Genomic DNA, 19,152 nt, shown 5'->3' on the forward strand with positions numbered 1-19,152 from the left:
CTGTCCTGACAGCGTCCAAAATTCGTTACCTTGCCTTGGTCGGCACATTTCACCGACACAGCGCCACAGACCAAAAAACACTGTATCTGAGATTGCCAGCCAAAAGGCATTTATGTCGTGGCCAGGAGGAAAGGTGTCAACTGTCAGACCGCTAAACTGTTCCGGCCATAAAATATTGGTCTGCTTTCTTGAGAAGAACAATTTGACGCAGGTTGTGAAAACACCAGGTCACTTTGAGCGATCCGCTGTGTACGGAAATCGATAGAAATGCCACAATGCCAGATGGGAAAGGGAAAAGGCGTGTATTGTTAAGCGTGCCTTCTTAAATCTCGAATGAGAGATGTCCGCGGTAGCGATACGAGCTCCCAGTGGCTACCATTTTTAGCCCCCTTGGCTATCAAAGTTATTGGCTGTGGTCCAATCACTGAAGTCCCAGCCCATGCGATGAGACACCCACTCTCAATAATTGCTTTGGCTAAGGGTCGATAATTCTATCTCGAAATAATCGTCTCCGGCAGGCTCTGCCGTACATTCTTCGAGCAGTCCATCCAGTTTTTCCGTATAAGATATTGTCATCGTTGCACCATGAAAAATAACGATGAGTAAGCTGCTGGAAAAGGTGGTGAGTAATTTTACAGAAAGTTGGGTTTCTGGTTTGGTATCTTGTTGCTGCTGTCTTTTAACTACAGTACTCAATTCGAGAGCTTGTTTTTGTGTCATATTCTAAATCGTTAAGTGTGTCACATATAATAGCCCTATCAAAGAAACTAGCTGCTTCTCCTGTTTGTTCTCTGGTGCCTAGGCCAAGAACAAGTCGTTGTAACATTGGCAAGTGACTATTTAGGTCAGAAAATATTGAGGGGTTGATATTTGAATTGATTATAGCCAGTTCATTAATTGAGCTTCCGTTAATGCCTGACAAAGAGGAAAGCCCATTCATGGTGTTCATGATCAAGCTCTTAAGATTGCTGAGGTTGGAAATGCTTGGAATGCATGTGACTTGCTTTAGAGTACTTAAACTCAGTCGCTCGAGAGATATCAAATTTTTCAGTGCGCTTAGATCATGTAATTTTTTCACCCAAAGTATTTCCAGATTTTTTAATTTTGATAAATCGTTAACGGCATTTAGATCCTCAAGTGTGCCAAACCCAAAGTATAAGCTTTCTAAATTTCCTAGACTGGCTATATGCCGGATTTGTTTATCCTGATACCCTGTAAGGCATAGCGATCTTAGGCTGGATAGTGAAGCAATAGAATCAATATCTTTCTTGTTTCTGACCAGGCTGAGATAATTGAGCTTATTCAGATCTGATAGAGGTTTTAAGGATACAGTCTTTGTATTAAACTCTCCCAGACTCAGAAACTCTATTTCATTCGAAAGCTCAGCAATAGCGTTAATACTTGTTAGCGCAGGAAGAAAAATCTCTAAAGCCCGTATGCCAGAATAATATTTCAAGAAATCTAGTTTATAATCCCTACCTGCAGACCAGGTGGGACCAAAAGCGCCGCCAAGGTGAGATAGGGATATTCCATCAATTTCTCCTTGGCGAATTTCTTCAGCGATGTGCAAATGTTCCTCATCGCTCAGATTGTCGGCTATCTTTTTTAATTTTATGCGCATAACTTCAATTCTATATGGCAATTAACGATTGCGAGGCATTAAAGCTCTATAATGTCAACGATACGACCAGTCTCTAACTTTACTGGGCCGTAATACTTTTCGGGTTGCCCTAGATAATGCTTAAGTTGCTCATTGCAGGCTTGTAGATGTTTATTGAGTAGGTCGAGATTAGATGTTTCAAAGAATTCACCCTCATCGATTATTTCGAAGGACTTAAACAGTTCTAGATTAGAGCGGAGAAAGTCAACTAAAAGAACATGAATTTCAACCGGTGAAAATTGAGTCTTTGTATACTCTTGAATATAGAGATATTTATCAAACTCCAGGCGAAATGGGTCACATGCTTCATGTGGAAATATTTCGATGCCTTTAACTGGGCCAATATAGTCCCAATCCTCTTCTTTACGAACTCTTTCGAGTTTTACCTCTTCTTCAGAAATTAATGAAAACGACCATTCCATTTCTTTAGCAAATGCCTCTGCATTTGAGCGGATGGTTTCAAAAGAGGCTTCGTCTTTTAGTTGTCCCTCAAAATGTACAGTGATTCCCACGTACTTTCCTTATTTCTAGTAGCGCCTTTATAGTCAGAACCCAAAGCGCAGGTTTGGCTGTCCAGTCACGCAGAGGCGATGGGTGATACACTTGCTAGGCATTGGGGTTACTCTGCACCATCGTAAATGTCTAGAGCCAGCAAAATGCCCCGGTTGCCAAGGGCTGTCAGAGTTTTGGGTGATATATCCATACACTCATTTTCTTTCTCAATGAAGATCCCACAAAACAGATCAATACTGTATTTACTTGCCAATTCATTCCAGATGTCTAGATCACTCGGTAATTAACTAAGTATTTCCGATATTTGACCATCAATATCCTCTGGCTCGTGTTCAGAGACAGTCAGTGAACAATGACCACTTTTGCGCTCTATCTCTCTTCCTGTTCTTTTTATAACTCGACCATCACTTTTGGCAAACATAGTTGTACCCTCAACCCCAAAAAGAGCGGATATCTCGGTGGGGTTAAGAGTGCCACCAATCAATCGCAACGAGGCACTCGATCTACTTACTTGCGCCATTATTAGTAATGCCTCATGTCGCTATAATCGCGTGGAACTGAGTTGAATAATTTGTGCTATTAAAGAACAAAATGTATGAGGCAGTAGAGGTACAAACTTCGCTAGAATCTCAGCCTTGAGCGGATTTTGTGGAATTTCTACGTCCATACGGAAGGAGGGTTTCCATCGCTTGTTTCCTTTAGAATCTCGATTGTGTCGTCGTCAATTGAAGCCATCTTGCTTAGAGCCAATAAACTCTTTGCCAACTCTGGCAACCCCATTAGCATGGCCGAAACTCTAATGGTTTTTCCATTCTTAGTTTTTATCACAAACCACTTCATTATATAGGCGTACCTTACGCTTGATATCTCGTCCCACGGTACGAACACCCTTTGACCATTGAAACGGCCGAAGTCTATCCCAGACTCGCCTAGGGTATGCTTAGCTGCAAAATAGTCGACAACAAGAGGTAAAGATAAAGCGGAAAATCCTATAAATATCGCAGTTGTCCACCAAGTTTCTGTGCCGTTAGAAAATACATTTGACAGTATTGCAGCACCCAAAAAAAACGAAAAGCACACTCCTCCGATTATTATCGTGCTTAGGGGGTGTCTCAGATTTCTAGTTTCGTTTGCTGACCGTAATTTTGAGCGGCTTCGATTTAGCCAGCCCATTACGAGGACCATCAAAACGCCCCATATACTCCATTGAGCTATGTTTGCGATTAACGATTTGTCCATACACTTATTCCTTACGCCCAGTGTGGGCTGTTGCTCTGCTTCTGCTTGTTGGGTATTTACGCGGAACTGATATAGATGGTCTCATACGAGGTTGCTGCGTGTTACCAATTTAACCCGTTAATGATCAAGTATTCGGTAACGTTTGCAAGCTCGACTTCCGGAGAGATGTCCAGGCAAATGCACTTGGGGTTTGCGCCCTCATAAGTGCAACCTAAAGCCATCAAATTTTCAAGATGATCCATTTCTGGACCCTCTTCATTGACTGCGTGGTCAAATATCATGCTGACTAGTTTATGGCCTGACGATTCCAATACTTTTAGAAAAACCGGATGCTCCTCTTTTTCCGAATACTCTGCTAAAACTATGTCTCCGCATGCAACGTCAGAGAAGTAAAATGGGCAATTTTCAATTCGATAGGATCAATACCTGGGTGCTTAGCCCAAGGAGTCTCGACATAGACATCATCGAATTCTTCTAAACGTAGAACCAATTTTGACAGCTCGTCTTCCATACACTCTCAGTCACGTAGCGTCCCCTGCAGCATCTTGCTATATTTTTTCTAGCACCCCGGTGCGGTTTAAGATTGGTTGAGACCACTGGTAAAAATCCGATGTGCCAGAATCCCATGGCCATTCTCCTGAGGTTGTAGGCCATACTAACTGGTACACAATGTATGGCAATTCACCATAATGCGTATTACAGGCAAGCGGATACTCGTCATGGTACTTTTTATCCACCTCTATAAAGCAAACATCAAACCCCTCGAGAAAGCCTGAGTAGTATCGACCAACTTCAAAGGACTCACCAGCCTTAAGTCGCTGACAGTACTCGTTCACCATTGATTGTGAAAGTTTCGGCTCCAAGCCAACAATCAATAACTCAGGTTTGGACTGAGTTTCATATATGCCTATGGAGTAGGTAAACGTTGGTGACTCTTCGTCTTCCAATACACCTAGGACATGGCAACCAAACTTCTCAATGTTATCTAGTGTCTGCTTGTCTGACTTTTCCACTTTATCCTCGAAAAATATAGCGCCGCTAGCAGGGGCAGCCGAAGCGCAGCGTAGGCTGTCCAACCCAGCTCCGAAGACGCTTCGCGATCCCGTCTGGCATTGTTATGGTTTGAACGCATCGCATGCTCTAACAACCCCCTTAATCGGCTCTCTTTGAATCTAAGACTATCAAGTTAGCTCGACAATTTTTGCTTTCTGTTACTGAGGCAAAAAATTATCAAGATAATAGAAGTGAATTGAAAAAAATACTACTAGTAATAGAAATAGACAAAAAAGCCATGCCCAAAAATAAGTCAACGAGAGGCAAGTATTTACCACTGGCTTTAGATCTTGATTTTTCAATGATTTTTTATAGAAAATGTCAATATTTTTTTTGGAGAGAAAATAAGTGTCAGCAACAAAGCTTAGTGATACGAAGACTAGGAGGTAAGTGACAAGAATCTTTATTGTGAAAAAAATTGAAAATCCCAAGACGTCCAAAAAAACTACAGGGACAAGGGCCAATAAAATATATAACAAGCCTGCAATGCGACCTATGGCTCCGCCAGCACCACGCTCTACTTTCTTTAACTTAATTATAGGGCCGTAAACCACCCATAGAAGCTTCATCAATTTAACAATCATTCTCCATAAACGACCCACAGTGCCCGGATTAGGGACGGATTTGGACGGCGAAGCAGTGAAAAAGCCGTCGCAGCTATGCTTTGCGTGGCGACTAAAGTCGCTTGCTAAGCATTTACAGCCCTAAGTCTTTTTAACTGAACGGCGGCCAATACTGTACCTATGGGTATAAATATCACCCAAAGATAACTCATATAGATGGTTATTTTTGTATACCAGATTGGTAACAGTTGTACTTTATATGCAACCGCAACACTAAGAATTAGTCCCAATAGGCCAATGAGGGATCGAAGAATAGACAAAATTATACCTTCAGAAAGTAGGCCAGCTAGTAGATCAGGATCCCCAGATGAAAAACTCATGACTGCATTTGTCAGAGTTTGAAACAATCCAAGTAATGCCCAGAGGTAAAATATCTGGAGCCCTATTAACATTGCTAGAAATACATTTTTCATATTTTGCTCAACTCCGGCGGAGGCCCGAAGGGCCGTAGCATGCTGCCTGTGTTTGTTATGTGTTTCACTCTTGGTATACATCCAATGGAACCCTGGTGAAGGGCTTTTCGAATGAAAATGGTTCTAATGAATCCCCGTTTTTTGTATTAATGAAGACGACAAAGGTATCTATGCTAGGCCCAGATGAATATGGATATAAAATGGTGCCAACAGGCAATTGGCCATTGCCTTTATCCGACTGCAGAACGAATGGAGTCTTAAGCTCCAAGCTGTCCGACTCCAAAATTCGGTATTTTTCCCATTTCATACCTAAGAAGAAAGATGTCGCCATCATTGAAAGGAGGGCTATGAGGAAAAAAACTAATTTCATACTGGTCTACGCATAGCGCCCAAAGCAGGGGCAGATTGCCTGTGCTTATTAGCGCTACGCCACCTCGTAAATTCGGTACTCACTAGGTGCTCTCCAGGTTATTGCCCTAAATGTCTTGTTGAGTAGACCTTTTAGCATTGAGATATTTCAATACTGATGCTGGTGGCCATCCGGTTGGCTGATCTGTAAATGCGTAGCCATCTGCTATCGGTCTTTTGACTTGCTCAACCAGCTTTTTTTCTGAGTCATACAGCAGAAAATTATCCTGATCCGATAATTCGATTTTTCCGTTCTGTATCTGAGTTACGTACTTAATATCCATAATCGATAGGAGTATTAACGCCCGCGGAGGTCCTAAGGGCGGGAGCAGTATGCTTGCGCTTGTTAAGGTACAGTGGCTGGATCTAGCTCTAACATTGAAAGCATGTCATCTAGGTTGTTGGATATGGAAACCTCTGACGCCAGCTTATGGTCCCAAAGCACAAACTCACCGGAGCTTTTGCAAAGGACAAAGTTACCGTCTAGATCTACACCAACAATAGAAGCGCTTTTTCCCCGCCACCAAGGAGCAGACAAATGCTTCCATGCCTCTTTCTTTAAAAGAACCGCCAGGTAGATATTTCTACTTTCAAGCTTTAAGAGGCGGATCATACCTAAATTTTTAATCGCCTTATCAAGTCGATCCATGCGAAACCTTAACGCCTTTAGCAGGCGTGCGTATTATTGCGTCGCCTGCCTAAACTTGTTAAGTGCTGCGAGCTTTCTAGCTAGCGCCAAAACGCCCAATCCAATAAATTCGTAAATAATAATATTCGCAAGCAGTGCTTGGGAGAACAAGCCTACAAACAGAGATGCGCTGCTTGGATCAGCCATCACCCCCCAAAGAACTTGCCAACATGGGCAGCTCAAGACAAACAAGGTGGAGAACACTTCGCCAAGCTCATACCACTCCAGGCCGTACGACATTTCCATTAGGCCGAACATCAGGAGAGGCAAAAAAATTGCTGCTGCCGCAAGTATTTTTGAAATTCGTGAATATGTCATATTGCACTTAACGCCCAGCGCAGAGCAGCTTTTTTGTTAATTCTTGAGCGCCAGCGAGTAACACAAAAGGTGCGTAGCGCTGGCTGTCGCTCTTCCGCTGCTTGTTAGCATATGCCGCGGACCTCGTAAGCCCCAATCCTTTCCAAGTACTCATTCCCAACCAAGATTGGTTCATAATAGTGAAGCTCATCGTGTTCATCTGGGTGACAATATACTAGCGAATCTTCTAGGCGACGTTCAAAGCCATTATTTAAATCAAGGTTATGACCTATTGTTAGATCAAGAATTGCCATATTAGGAAAAGTCAGCCAGACATGCATGTTCATTTCCGATCTATTCGGACCTTTTTGTAGCTCGGACTCCAAAATTTTAGAACTCGTTTTTAGCCATGGACACCGGTCTATAACCACATTACCGATGGTAAGGTATATATTTTCATTGTGGCTTTTTAATAGGTAATAAATTTCAGCGTGAATTTTTGCGCAATTTTGACTTAAGTCTCTCGCAGAGTATCCGCGACGATAAAAGTGAAGAATTGCGCTCTTAGCCACATTTTCACAGCTATAGCTTTGCTGGTAAGCATGAAATTTACATTCTTGGTTCAGACCAAGCTCTTTCGTTTTTGAAACTGCTGTTTTGAACTTTTGGCTATATTTTTCCATCTACGATATTCAAGCTTCTATCAAATGCTAACGCCCGCATCAGCGGGGAGTGTTGATGGAGATAATGGCAAGCGTTTTAGCGCGAAGCGCATGCTTGTCTAACATTATCGTAACCAATACGATTCCGGCGAGCAACGCGAGCGTACTGCATGCGCTTGTTAACTGGCTGTATATAAATCTTCCCGACTTTCTTTGTCACGAGGTAAGTTAATATTATACGCGTAGCCAAATCGATGCATCAAAGATATGAAGAGCCAGCATGGGTCATGCTGCCCGTGTTCTAGTCCAATCTTTGCTGACTCAGGAAAGGCATGATGATTGTTATGCCAGCATTCACCGTAGGTCAAAACACCAAGACCTGGGATATTTGATGCTTGGACGGCTGCACCCTTGACCCGCCATCGCCCAGGTCCGGGATTGTGGCATATATATGTGATCGTCCAGTGGCCAATAATGCTGATTGATACCCTTACGAAAATACCCCAAACTACAAAAGACCAACCACCAATGCCGTATAGAATAAATCCAAACAATACTTGATGTAGTTGCCAATAGTCTTCCAAATGCTTGTAGAATGGGTCGTACACATATTTGTCTTCAATGTTGATCTTTGGAGGATGATCGAACCTAAAGTTTGATGTTAATTGCCAGAAAAGATCTTTAATATAATTTTGATTATGTGAAAAGAAATCATGACATTGCGTTTGTCTCTGAGCCCAATCCCTTAAGTCATGAATCTTAATTATTCCTTGCGGCCCGGACATGCCCACGAGTACGCCAATATAAATAAGTGCTCTTTCGATTGGTTTTTTACACTCATAAGAACGATGAATCATCATTCTATGCATGCCAGCGCTATGACCTATCAATAACGTGGTGTAGGTGAGTATTAAAAATAGAATAAAAGAAGTTAGCGAGAAAGTGATTGGCGCAAAGCATATCGCGCATAAAATTATTCCAAGATTCCAGAATGATTTACGGAGGTCAAAAACAACGCGGCCTTCGCATGCATTTGCTCCTGTGCCATCTATTCTTATTACAGGTTCCATCATGGTGTTATAGCGCCTAGCCAGTTAACGCCCGCAGCAGGCGCGACCAATGCTATGCACATTTTGTGCGAATATGAGAGCGTAGCGACCTGCACAAAATGTGCATCGCGTTGGGCGTCCCACGGAGGCCCGAAGGGCCGGAGCATCCTGCCTGCGATTGTTATATGTGATACCATTGTTTTTCACTAATTTTTCCGTGATATTCCTTGCCGCTCCGCATCAATACTCTTACAAAACACGTTGGGTTTGACGTGTTTCCAAACCGTGACTCCAATCTCCCAATATCTATACATGAGCTTCTACCAGACTTGATACTGGTGTCTTTCATATCCATGGAGTACACAAGGTTTCTCATACGGTCAAGGAAATCGATTCTTCCTACGATCTGCTCTCTAAAGGAATTATTTTTGAGTACCACCATCAACGGCGATCTTCTATGCGAACAGTATTTTCCTTGATAATTTTTATAGGCTTTTACAATTAAAAAGCCACATATGAGTCTCTTCCATGTGACATATTGGGTTATCACGAGGCCGATGGCCAAAAGGATCCAAATGATTAGCTCGTCAGTTTTCATTTACATATAACGCTCGGTTTAGGGGTGGCTGGAGCACAGCGTAAGCCGTCCGAGCCGCGTGTTTTGCGGCGACTACAACCGCTTGTTATGTGAGTCCAGCACCCGGGTTAAGATAAAGCCTTGAAGCATGAATACCGCAATAAACGCTACTGCCCAATAGTAGTAGCTTAGCTTTGCCAAACTAGCACCCTCACTTATCTTACCTTCAGCCGCCGCAAGCGCACGAAACTTATCGGAAATTTCTGCGTTCGTATATTCTCCAGCCTCTACTTCAGAAGCTAATGCAATATAGGCTCGCTCAGTTCTCCCTTCGTCTTCCAAGACTTCCCAACTACTCATGCTTTTGCCGCACAAATATAGGGCTAACAGGAGGGGAAAGAGAACCGATATTCCGATTACTATTTTTGCTCTATTCATAAATATTCACATAACGCCCACCGCAAGGGCGGCTTACCTTATGCGCGATTTGCGCGAAAATGGGAGCGAAGCGACCTGCGCAGAACGAGCATAAGGTAAGCCGTCCCTCGGAGGCCCGAGGGGCCGCAGCCTCACTGCCCGTGATTGTTAAGTGTTGTATGTGTAGAAGTGCCATGTACTTTTCGCCGCACCCATTGAGTCGTATAGTTTTTGGGCAGCCTCATTATTAAGATCAGTTGCCCACTGTAGCTTGGCTGCACCTCTATGCTTCGCGAACTCACGACAGTGCTCAATAAGCTTGCGGCCCACTCCGACGCCTCGGTTACCTGGCGAAGTATATAGATCATTGAGCACAGCGACCTTTGAGGTAATTGTTGATTTGAAAGTAAAATAGACAGTCGCAAAGGCGATTACATTCTCATTGTGGCGATACAAAAACTGGCCACCAAGATCAGACGAATCGCAAAACTGTGACAGAAACTCGAAGTTTTTATCGTCACAGATACTTTTGACCCCATAGAATTCCTGATACTCGCGGAATAGAGGCAATATTTCCCTCAAATTATTCTTTGATACTTGCTCGATCACGTTGATCCCTTGTGACACTGGTCTTACCCACAAAAAGTAGACATTCTAACTATGCGCATTTGCGCTCATACTCTGCCGGGCTCACATAGCCCAAGGCGGAGTGCCTACGGATCCTATTGTAGAAAACCTCGATGTATTCAAACACTTCGGATTTCGCCTGTTCTTCACTTTGGAACGGGTCTGCGTAGACCAATTCAACTTTTAGTCGACTAAAGAAGGACTCCATTGCGGCATTATCCCAACAGTTGGCCTGACGGCTCATGCTGGGCTTACACTTATTCTCAGACAATAGATCCTGATACTTCTGCGACCGATATTGGACCCCCCTGTCAGAGTGAACAATCAATCCAGGCCTCGATTGTCGCTGCGCCAAAGCCATCTTCAACGCCCGCCGCGTCAATTCATCGCTCATCTGGGAATCGAACGCCCAGCCGATGATACGCCGAGAGTAGAGATCCATCACTACGGCCAGGTACAACCAGCGATCTCGCACCCAGATGTATGTAATATCACTAGTCCAACGGCGATTTGGCTGATCCACATTGAAACAGCGCTTAAGCAAGTTGGCCGCGACGTTGATATTGGCTTCAGCCGGTTTGCTGTATCGAAAGCCTTTGCCGTTTCTCGCTCTTATATGTTCCTTTCGCATAAGCGCAGCGATATAGTTCTTTGAGCATGGCTCACCCGCCTCTTGAAGCTCCCGAGTGATTCTGGGCGCTCCATAGCGGCCTCTAAACTCTGCAAAGGTCTCCCTCACCTTCTCGGCTATCCGAACCCTTCTCAGAGCTCTAGGGGACACCAAGCGGCCGAGCCAACGATAATATCCCGATCTTGAGACTTCCAAACACCGACACATCAAGCCTATCGGGAATAGTCCCACATGCTCCTGTATCAGTGCGTACTTTACTCTTGGTGGTTCGCAAAGTACGCAGCTGCCTTTTTTAGGAACTCGACCTCCTGCCGAGCCTCATGCAGTTCCTTCTTCAGCCTGCGAACTTCCGCACTTTCCTGTTTGGAATAGTCAACGCCATCCAGGCTATTGAACTGCTTTTCGGACAGTCGCCGAAACTGTCGACGCCAGTTATAGATCTGCTGGGCACTGACACCAAGCTCCCGAGCAACTGATGCGGTTGTCGCACCGGGCCTCTCTGCCCTCTTAACCGCTTCTCTGCGGAACTCTTCCGTATACGCCTGAGTTCTTTTCTTACCCATGGTACACCTCCGTGTTAGGCCGAAACCTAACTATACAGGGTGTCTACTAAACGTGGGTAAGTCTTACACTTAACGCCCACAGCAGGGGCGGCAAAAAGTGGAGCGAGGGACGAGTATAGCTTTTTGACGTCCCTTGCCTGTGTTTGTTAAGCGGGCTCTACTTCTCATAGTAAACGGTAGTAACCCAACTATAGTTTTTGCCTTTTAACGAACACCAGTCTGCAAATGTTTCCCCTTTGGTATTGTTTTTCCAGTCTGCATAGTCTTTATATAAGCCCGAATAATATTTATGTTCATTGATGAGTTCTTCTCGGACGTATTCGCGGTTTTTAAGAATAAACTCCGCACTCTCTTTAATTGTTTCTTGTGCACACTCTAATTCTACTATCAGCCCCTCAGGTAGATGGTGGGCACCAAAATATAAATCATCGATATAATCGTAAACCAATTGATTAATTACACCTACATTCTTGGGCTCTGATTCAAGCGCTACTTGAAGAAGCTCTCGATTGCTAATGTCGCCTATTGAATCGTAGATTTCCCTCCCAAAACCGCATGAATTAGACCTTACAATATAAGATATCTCTCGTGCCGATTTTCGTTTTAAACCATCTAATAGTATTGGCAGTATGCATTGTACATATAGTGGGTATTGAATCTTGACTTCAAGATTCTGACCCAATCCAATTTCGCAAAGAGATAATAAGAACTCATTGATGGAGCCAGACTGAGTCCCCTCTATTTTGGAAATAACTGACAGTAATGCTTTGTTAGCCTGCTTCTTTAAACCAGAATCTCTTAGACTTTCGTACTGGGACCACTCGGCCTTTATCTCAATCGGTGCTTCGATGTTCATCTTCGCTTAACGCCCGCGTAAGGCGCACCAAGCGGCGCGCCGCTTTTGTGTTTAAATTGTGAGCGCAGCGAGCAACACAAAAGCGAAGCAAAGCTTAAGGTGTCGCTCTTCACGCGCTTGTTAGGCGCCTCGACGGCAGCCCAAATTCCTTTTACTCCGGGAAGTCTCTATACGTTCTAGGACCATCAAAGAAATATTTTGCATCATGCCCACGATTAGAGGACTGTATCTTCTCCCTATATTTCTCCGAACGCGGATCAGGGCAATGACTGACCGAATGTATGAAGCTTTCAGGAGGCCTATACCCATGTTTTTCTATGTAATGATCTATGCCTCCTGGGGCGACGAAAATGAAACCTCTATGTGGAACATATAGATTACAATGCGATCCGCCTAGAGTTTCATTGCAAATTGAGCAGGTATGAAGCCCCCTATAAACGGTTCCATGGAACCGCTTTTCCTCAAAACCCTTCTTTAGACTCTTTAAAGAATCAACTAGTCCTTGGGGAACTTCTCCGGTTTCAAAAGGGTACTTATTTTCAATCCAGCCTACGGCCATAAGACGACATGCAAAATCAACATTTTCACAGTAGCCACACTGAGTGAAATCTTTGTAGTAAGTCATCTTCAGCGCCTAACGCTCGGTTTAGGGGCGGCTGGAGCATAGCGTAAGCCGTCCCAGCCGCGTCTTTCGCGGCGATTACAACCGCTTGTTATGCGGTAACCCCCGCAGTGCGAAGTTTACGATATATTCTGGTGATAGTTTTATTACCACATATCATGAGCATTGAAATTGCAAATACAGTGACGTATCCGTAATTCAAAGTGCCTACGGATGACAGTTGGCCGACGACAGTCCCTATAGACTTCAATCCCCAATAAGTTCCGATAAGAAATGTTCCTGCTGCTACCAGGCCGTCTTCAGATAGTGACGCGTCGTTCTCATCATTTCCGATTGTTTTTTGTGCGATTTTTGATGCCGAAAACCAAAGAAATATACCGATCATCAGAGGAATGCCCAACCAGCCAATTAGAGGCCAAATGGGCACGTCACTTTGAGTTCCCCATGCAGCAGGCGGGAAGAGCAAGGGTATGACATTTCCTAAGTTGCTAAGAACTAGATATGCCGCAAAAATTTTTATCGCTAACTCTGAAAATTGCTTCATGTCTTTACCGCATAACAGTTTATTCAAAAGACGCTGCTGTATAACTTGGTTCTCTATAATTCCGTTAGCTCTTGCGCGGGACTGGCAGATTTCTCTTTGAAAATCAACACCATGTGGCTATTGCAAAATTTTTTGCCAAAGTTAAGCAGCAGAGTTTCTCTATAATTCGGCGTATTTCTGGAAAGGATGCTATCCGAGTTGCTTCTGAAATCAAAGAGTTACGGTGTTTAGGCTGATTTGCGTGACCAGTGCTGCTGAACTTGGGCTTGCGCAGCGCAAAAAAAAGCCCCGCCGGTGAGGGCAGGGCTTTTTGGGATCAGGCTATTGCTTATACAGCAACATTCTGGATCTCAACTGCGGCAATACGCTTGCCTTCTTCGGCGGACTTCTGGAACTCCTCGATCTGATCGAAGTTCATGTAGCGGTAGATGTCCGCTGCCATGGAATCGATGTTCTTGGCGTATTCCTGGTATTCAGCCGGAGTCGGCAGTTTACCCAGGATAGCGCCGACGGAGGCCAGTTCCGCGGAGGTCAGGTACACGTTGGCACCATCGCCCAGGCGGTTGGGGAAGTTACGGGTAGAGGTCGACAGCACGGTGCTGTTTGCCGCTACACGCGCCTGGTTACCCATACACAGGGAACAGCCGGGCATCTCGGTACGGGCACCGGAAGCGCCGTAGATGTTGTAGTAGCCTTCTTCCATCAGCTGGTGCTCGTCCATTTTGGTGGGCGGAGCGATCCACATGCGGGTCGGAATGCTGCCTTTGTTCTGCTGCAGCAGTTTACCGGCCGCGCGGAAGTGACCGATGTTGGTCATGCAGGAGCCGATAAAGACTTCGTCTACCTTGTCGCCGGCGACTTCGGACAGCAGGCGTGCATCGTCCGGGTCGTTCGGTGCGCAAACGATCGGCTCTTTGACGTCAGCCAGGTCGATCTCGATAACCGCGGTGTACTCGGCATCGGCGTCCGCTGCCATCAGTTCCGGCTTCTCCAGCCACGCTTCCATGGCGCGTGCACGACGCTCGAGGGTGCGTGTATCACCATAGCCTTCCGCAATCATCCAGCGCAGCAGGGTGATGTTGGAGCGCAGGTACTCAGACATGGTGTCTTCGCCCAGCTTGATGGTACAGCCAGCCGCGGAGCGCTCGGCAGAGGCGTCGGACAGTTCGAACGCCTGTTCAACGGTGAGGTTCTCAAGGCCTTCGATTTCGAGGATGCGGCCAGAGAAGATGTTCTTCTTGCCTTTCTTCTCAACGGTCAGCAGACCTTGCTGGATCGCGTAGTAAGGGATGGCATGGACCAGGTCACGCAGGGTGATACCCGGCTGCATTTCGCCCTTGAAGCGCACCAGAACCGATTCCGGCATATCCAGCGGCATGACGCCGGTGGCAGCGGCGAACGCGACCAGGCCAGAACCGGCCGGGAAGGAAATGCCCATCGGGAAGCGGGTGTGGGAGTCACCACCGGTACCGACGGTGTCCGGCAGCAGCATGCGGTTCAGCCAGCTGTGGATGATGCCGTCCGCCGGGCGTAGGGAAACGCCACCGCGGTTCATGATGAAGTCCGGCAGTTTGTGCTGGGTGTCGATGTCAACGGGCTTCGGGTAAGCCGCGGTGTGACAGAAAGACTGCATGACCAGGTCGGCGGAGAAGCCCAGGCAGGCCAGGTCTTTCAGCTCGTCACGGGTCATTGGGCCAGTGGTGTCCTGGGAGCCAACGGTGGTCATCTTCGGCTCACAGTAGGTGCCCGGGCGGATACCGTCTACGCCGCAGGCCTTGCCGACCATCTTCTGTGCCAGGGTGAAGCCCTTGCCGGTGTCGGCAGGCTGCTCTGGCTTGCGGAACAGTTCAGAAGCGGGCAGGCCGAGGGCCTCACGCGCTTTGGTGGTCAGGCCGCGGCCGATGATCAGGTTGATGCGGCCACCAGCCTGTACTTCGTCGAGCAATACGTCGGACTTCAGGGCAAACTCGGACAGCACGTTGCCATCTTCGGCCAGGATCTTGCCGTCGTATGGGCGGATTTCAATTACATCGCCCATGCCCAGGTCATCAACGGGTGCTTCGAAGACCAGCGCACCGGCGTCTTCCATGGTGTTGTAGAAGATCGGGGCTACTTTACCGCCGATACAGATACCGCCACCTTTCTTGTTCGGTACGCCCGGCATTTCTTCACCGAAGTACCACAGTACGGAGTTGGTGGCAGACTTACGGGAAGAACCGGTACCAACGACGTCACCTACGAACGCTACCTGCAGGCCCTTGGCTTTTACTTCTTCAATCTGCTTGAGCGGGCCAGTAACGCCGTGCTCTTCTGGCTCCAGACCGTCGCGGGTCATCTTGTACATGGCCAGCGCGTGCAGCGGGATGTCCGGGCGGGACCAGGCATCCGGGGCAGGGGACAGGTCATCGGTGTTGGTTTCGCCGGTTACCTTGAACACGGCTACCTTGATGCTCTCTGGCACTTTGTCACGCTTGGTGAACCATTCGCCGTCGGCCCAGGACTGCATAACAGCCTTGGCAGTGGCGTTGCCCGCTTTGGCTTTTTCTTCGACGTCATGGAAGGCGTCGAACATCAGCAGGGTGCCTTTCAGCTGTTCGCCAGCCAACTCGCTCAGCTCGGCGTCGTCCAGCAGCTCAACCAGGGTGGAAATGTTGTAGCCGCCCAGCATCTGGCCCAGCAGTTCAACAGCGTGCTTGCGGTCGATGAGCTTGCACTCGGTCTCGCCTTTGGCGATGGCAGACAGGAAGCCAGCTTTTACGTAAGCAGCTTCGTCAACGCCCGGCGGTACGCGGTGGGTCAGCAGTTCAACCAGCTCTTGTTCTTCGCCGGCGGGGGGATTTTTCAGCAACTCGACCAGGCCAGCCACTTGCTCTGCATCCAGAGGCTTGGGCGGGATTCCCTGTTCGGCGCGTTCGGCGACGTGTTTGCGATAAGCTTCAAGCACGGATAAGTCCCTCTTTGTTGTAGGTGAGACCAACAGCTGGCGGAATTCACCACGGAAATAGTACGCGGGCGTTTGCGCCGGATTCTGGGCCGCTGGAACGGGCGCGAATTCTACAGGAAACCCGCATTCCTGTTAAGTTTATTGAAAAATCAATCAGTTACGTAAATTGCCAATATTCACCAAACAAATACAGTTTGTTTTTTGAGCAGTCATTATCTGATCCAAATCTCGGGAAAAATAGTCTGGCGTCAGCGTGGTTCCCACAGGCAAAATACCGCTTGATCGTTTCCGTTTGAGTATCAGTCCTCCCGATGTACAAGAAAGTCCGCACACCGTGTATTGGCGTTTGCTCCACTGGTATTGGTGACAACGTCTGCCGTGGCTGCAAGCGCTTCGCCCACGAGGTGATTGACTGGAATGCCTATACGGAAGAGCAGCGCCGCACGATTGCCGATCGCCGCGAGGGCTATCTGGTCAATGCGGTACGCAGCCAGCTGGAGATCGTGAACCAGGATTTGTTGCTGGCCCAGCTGCGCCACCAGCAAATCCGCTTTGATGAATCGCTCAACCCGTATTGCTGGGTGTTCGAGTTACTGCGTGCAGGCGCCAGCCAAATTGAGAACCCTGCCGACTATGGTTTGCGCCCGACGTCGCAAGGGCAGGGAGTGCCTTTGGTGGAGCTCCGCCAGCGTATCGATGAAGATTTTTTCGGTTTGTCGGTGGCGTACTATCAGCGCTTCGTAGCGCCTGGCATGCGCTCTGCCTGAGGCTCTTTTTCCGCAAGCGCGCGCTGCTCTCTGTGGTTCAGTTGGATGGGTTGCTTACCCTTCACGTAGATAGACCCTGAGCGCGGGCAGAAATGGATCCCGACCCAGAGCCAGGTCGCGTCGCTGGCGGCGGCGCCCTGCTGCAGGCTGATGATCAACCCGCGAAAATTCAGGCAGGCGGCCGCCCGGGTCGGCCCTTACCAGTACTGGCATGGTGGCGTATCCCACCTGACGGTAAGTGTCTTCCTCACCATCTTCCCCACGAAAAATTTCGGCAACCTGCAGGTTGGGGCGACTCTGTATCTGCACCTGTCGGAGCAGCTCCCCCTGATTTGCGGGGAGGTCGGCGAGCAACTGTAACTGGTATTGAATACCCGGGTCAGATCCCTGTGGGTCCAGCTGGATCAGCTTTTTCTCGCACCAGCGTATGCTGACCTTGCGAATGGATTTACGCGCTTTGATCCAGCTCAGCGAGAGGGCGTCAGGGTGCTGCGGACACAGTAATACCTGCCGGTAGGTCTGGCGCAGGTGCAGGCGGGGGTGGCCGGCCGTGGCAAGCTGCTCGCGGAGTTGCCGGTCGACCTCGTGGGCGGGCTTGTCGGACCACGCTGCACGGAAATCTGCGATGGCATCCGTAAATTGTTGCTTGGCGATGTTGAGAGTCTGGGCGTAATCGATGATCTCCTGTGGCACCGCGAGCAGGCCGGGGATTTGCAGGGTAGTGCGCGCATCTGCCGGGGCGCCTTCGGCATCGAGATAGTCCAGCTGCCCGAACAGGGCTGCGCAGAGGGAAAAAGGTCTGTCGAATTCTCCCCCAAGCCACTCAGCGGCGCTTTGCGCGAATGGGGGATGTAACAGGTAATGTTCGAAGTGGCTCGCCGACTGATTGATTGCCTGGAGGGCGCTGCACAGCGGTAACAGCGCATCTTCCACCTGTCTTAAAGTGGACTGAATGGCCGCGGCGCTGGTTTGTCGGGCGTTTAATGAGGGCTTGACGGTTGTCACAGGTGGCTTCCGACTAATGGAATTGCATATATATTACTAATTATTAAGTCGTTATCAAATTGTCAAATACATTATCGCATGGGCTGCGGTGCATGTTTTGGTTAATCAGTAGTGGGGGGGCTGGCTGCCGAGGTCAGCGTCGCTTGCGTGCTCGATCGGGGTGCTCTGTCGAAACGGAGTACGGAGTTGAACGACGGCGCCCTAGTATGACGGGATATGAACCGTCTCGAATTCCGTGAAGCGCTGCTACGTGTAGTGGAGCGTAAACAGCACCCGCTGGATGAAGCCCTGCTAACGGGGCGTCTCTCTCCGGAGGGCGTGCGCGAAATGTTGGTGCAGGACTACCTGGCCTGGATTCGCGATTACGGCCGTTTACTGTCGTATGCCAGTGCCCAATGCCCGCTAGAGAAGGTGCGGGCTGAGATGGCGCGGGATGTCTATGAAGTAGAGACGGGCCAGTTGACCGAGACTGAGCCCCACGCCAGTCTGTACCGCGCATTGCTTGAAGCGCTCGGCGTTTCACGCCCGGTTTTGGGGAGCTGCGGATTACTGCCGTCTACCGAGGTCTTTCAAAGTTTGCTTCGCTCGAACTCCGGTCGTCATGGCTGGGCGATTGGGGTGGCGACTTCCAGCCTGTTTTTGCCCGCTATGCCGTGGGAGCGCAACCTGTTTGATCCTGCGGTGGCGTCACCGGACTACTCTGACCGGGCGCACCCGCTGGTCCGTTTCTACGGGGTAGATCCCAAAGCGCTGAAATTCTTCCACCTGCGCCGTAAAACGCTGCGCGGGCGACGGAAGGTCGCCTGGCACCTGGTCACGGACTTCGTTGAGGATGCGGAGCGCGGCCGGGTGGTAGGCGAGCTGGGTCAGCTGCTTCATGGGTGGCGGGACTACCGGGACGCGCTGGCGGTGCGTATCGAACGGATGGACAAACGGGCTGCCTGAACGGCACAGCGCGATCAGTCAGAGCCGGGGCTTTGCTCTTTGGTTGAGC

The 19,152-nt window shown here is 48.1% G+C and carries 23 protein-coding genes and 1 pseudogene; 2 read left to right on the forward strand and 22 right to left on the reverse strand.

Going from position 1 to position 19,152, the window contains the following annotated elements; genetic code table 11:
• Nucleotides 1-459: 459 nt before the first annotated feature.
• The 21 genes and pseudogenes from ACXAD0_RS10970 to acnB form a co-directional block, all read right to left on the reverse strand.
• Nucleotides 460-720, reverse strand: coding sequence for a hypothetical protein (locus ACXAD0_RS10970; protein ID WP_475088443.1), 261 nt, complete (start codon nt 718-720; stop codon nt 460-462).
• Nucleotides 680-1,621, reverse strand: a complete 942-nt coding sequence (locus ACXAD0_RS10975) for a hypothetical protein (protein ID WP_475088444.1) — start codon at nt 1,619-1,621, stop codon at nt 680-682. Before ACXAD0_RS10975 ends, ACXAD0_RS10970 begins: the two co-directional genes overlap by 41 nt.
• Before the next feature lie 38 nt (nt 1,622-1,659).
• The gene (locus tag ACXAD0_RS10980) at nt 1,660-2,172 is read right to left on the reverse strand and encodes a hypothetical protein (protein ID WP_475088445.1); all 513 of its coding nucleotides are present in this window, start codon (nt 2,170-2,172) and stop codon (nt 1,660-1,662) included.
• A 107-nt stretch (nt 2,173-2,279) separates the two neighbouring features.
• Nucleotides 2,280-2,441, reverse strand: a pseudogene (locus ACXAD0_RS10985) (hypothetical protein); the annotation flags it as partial.
• Nucleotides 2,442-2,830: 389 nt separating this feature from the next.
• Complete coding sequence (locus tag ACXAD0_RS10990; RefSeq protein WP_475088446.1) at nt 2,831-3,412, reverse strand: hypothetical protein; 582 nt, start codon at nt 3,410-3,412, stop codon at nt 2,831-2,833.
• A gap of 101 nt (nt 3,413-3,513) precedes the next feature.
• Nucleotides 3,514-3,822, reverse strand: coding sequence for a DUF4265 domain-containing protein (locus ACXAD0_RS10995; protein WP_475090368.1), 309 nt, complete (start codon nt 3,820-3,822; stop codon nt 3,514-3,516).
• Nucleotides 3,774-3,923, reverse strand: coding sequence for a hypothetical protein (locus ACXAD0_RS11000; RefSeq protein ID WP_475088447.1), 150 nt, complete (start codon nt 3,921-3,923; stop codon nt 3,774-3,776). Before ACXAD0_RS11000 ends, ACXAD0_RS10995 begins: the two co-directional genes overlap by 49 nt.
• Before the next feature lie 37 nt (nt 3,924-3,960).
• Nucleotides 3,961-4,488 (reverse strand): DUF4262 domain-containing protein, encoded by a 528-nt coding sequence (locus ACXAD0_RS11005; protein ID WP_475088448.1) that lies wholly within the window; start codon nt 4,486-4,488, stop codon nt 3,961-3,963.
• A 1,077-nt stretch (nt 4,489-5,565) separates the two neighbouring features.
• Entirely contained in the window at nt 5,566-5,871 is a 306-nt protein-coding gene (locus tag ACXAD0_RS11010; protein ID WP_475088449.1) for a hypothetical protein, read from the reverse strand.
• A gap of 384 nt (nt 5,872-6,255) precedes the next feature.
• Complete coding sequence (locus ACXAD0_RS11015) at nt 6,256-6,558, reverse strand: hypothetical protein (protein ID WP_475088450.1); 303 nt, start codon at nt 6,556-6,558, stop codon at nt 6,256-6,258.
• A 33-nt stretch (nt 6,559-6,591) separates the two neighbouring features.
• Nucleotides 6,592-6,915, reverse strand: a complete 324-nt coding sequence (locus tag ACXAD0_RS11020) for a hypothetical protein (RefSeq protein ID WP_475088451.1) — start codon at nt 6,913-6,915, stop codon at nt 6,592-6,594.
• A gap of 104 nt (nt 6,916-7,019) precedes the next feature.
• Nucleotides 7,020-7,577, reverse strand: coding sequence for a hypothetical protein (locus ACXAD0_RS11025; RefSeq protein ID WP_475088452.1), 558 nt, complete (start codon nt 7,575-7,577; stop codon nt 7,020-7,022).
• 158 nt (nt 7,578-7,735) lie between these two features.
• Nucleotides 7,736-8,629 carry a fatty acid desaturase gene (locus ACXAD0_RS11030; RefSeq protein WP_475088453.1) on the reverse strand — a complete coding sequence of 298 codons (894 nt, stop codon included), beginning with the start codon at nt 8,627-8,629 and terminating at the stop codon, nt 7,736-7,738.
• A gap of 646 nt (nt 8,630-9,275) precedes the next feature.
• Complete coding sequence (locus ACXAD0_RS11035; protein ID WP_475088454.1) at nt 9,276-9,542, reverse strand: hypothetical protein; 267 nt, start codon at nt 9,540-9,542, stop codon at nt 9,276-9,278.
• Between the two features lie 225 nt (nt 9,543-9,767).
• Complete coding sequence (locus ACXAD0_RS11040) at nt 9,768-10,208, reverse strand: GNAT family N-acetyltransferase (RefSeq protein ID WP_475088455.1); 441 nt, start codon at nt 10,206-10,208, stop codon at nt 9,768-9,770.
• 49 nt (nt 10,209-10,257) lie between these two features.
• The gene (locus tag ACXAD0_RS11045; RefSeq protein WP_475090290.1) at nt 10,258-11,103 is read right to left on the reverse strand and encodes an IS3 family transposase; all 846 of its coding nucleotides are present in this window, start codon (nt 11,101-11,103) and stop codon (nt 10,258-10,260) included.
• Between the two features lie 8 nt (nt 11,104-11,111).
• Entirely contained in the window at nt 11,112-11,420 is a 309-nt protein-coding gene (locus tag ACXAD0_RS11050) for a transposase (RefSeq protein WP_475086650.1), read from the reverse strand.
• A gap of 157 nt (nt 11,421-11,577) precedes the next feature.
• Nucleotides 11,578-12,276 carry a hypothetical protein gene (locus ACXAD0_RS11055; RefSeq protein WP_475088456.1) on the reverse strand — a complete coding sequence of 233 codons (699 nt, stop codon included), beginning with the start codon at nt 12,274-12,276 and terminating at the stop codon, nt 11,578-11,580.
• Between the two features lie 151 nt (nt 12,277-12,427).
• On the reverse strand, nt 12,428-12,901 hold the full coding sequence (locus tag ACXAD0_RS11060; RefSeq protein ID WP_475088457.1) for a DUF7919 family protein: 474 nt from the start codon (nt 12,899-12,901) through the stop codon (nt 12,428-12,430).
• Between the two features lie 88 nt (nt 12,902-12,989).
• Nucleotides 12,990-13,469, reverse strand: coding sequence for a hypothetical protein (locus ACXAD0_RS11065; RefSeq protein WP_475088458.1), 480 nt, complete (start codon nt 13,467-13,469; stop codon nt 12,990-12,992).
• Between the two features lie 301 nt (nt 13,470-13,770).
• The gene (gene acnB, locus ACXAD0_RS11070; RefSeq protein WP_475088459.1) at nt 13,771-16,386 is read right to left on the reverse strand and encodes a bifunctional aconitate hydratase 2/2-methylisocitrate dehydratase; all 2,616 of its coding nucleotides are present in this window, start codon (nt 16,384-16,386) and stop codon (nt 13,771-13,773) included.
• A gap of 311 nt (nt 16,387-16,697) precedes the next feature.
• Between acnB and ACXAD0_RS11075 the strand changes: the two genes are divergently transcribed.
• Nucleotides 16,698-17,153 carry a DUF1289 domain-containing protein gene (locus ACXAD0_RS11075; protein ID WP_475088460.1) on the forward strand — a complete coding sequence of 152 codons (456 nt, stop codon included), beginning with the start codon at nt 16,698-16,700 and terminating at the stop codon, nt 17,151-17,153.
• 54 nt (nt 17,154-17,207) lie between these two features.
• Here the strand turns inward: ACXAD0_RS11075 and ACXAD0_RS11080 are convergent, their stop codons facing one another.
• Nucleotides 17,208-18,158: a hypothetical protein gene (locus tag ACXAD0_RS11080; RefSeq protein WP_475088461.1), complete on the reverse strand. Its 951-nt coding sequence runs from the start codon at nt 18,156-18,158 to the stop codon at nt 17,208-17,210.
• A gap of 216 nt (nt 18,159-18,374) precedes the next feature.
• Here ACXAD0_RS11080 and ACXAD0_RS11085 point away from each other — a divergent pair, with 216 nt between their 5' ends.
• Complete coding sequence (locus tag ACXAD0_RS11085; RefSeq protein WP_475088462.1) at nt 18,375-19,103, forward strand: thiaminase II/PqqC family protein; 729 nt, start codon at nt 18,375-18,377, stop codon at nt 19,101-19,103.
• The last annotated feature ends 49 nt before the right edge of the window (nt 19,104-19,152 follow it).

The organism is Microbulbifer sp. ABF4_148 (genome assembly GCF_056158985.1).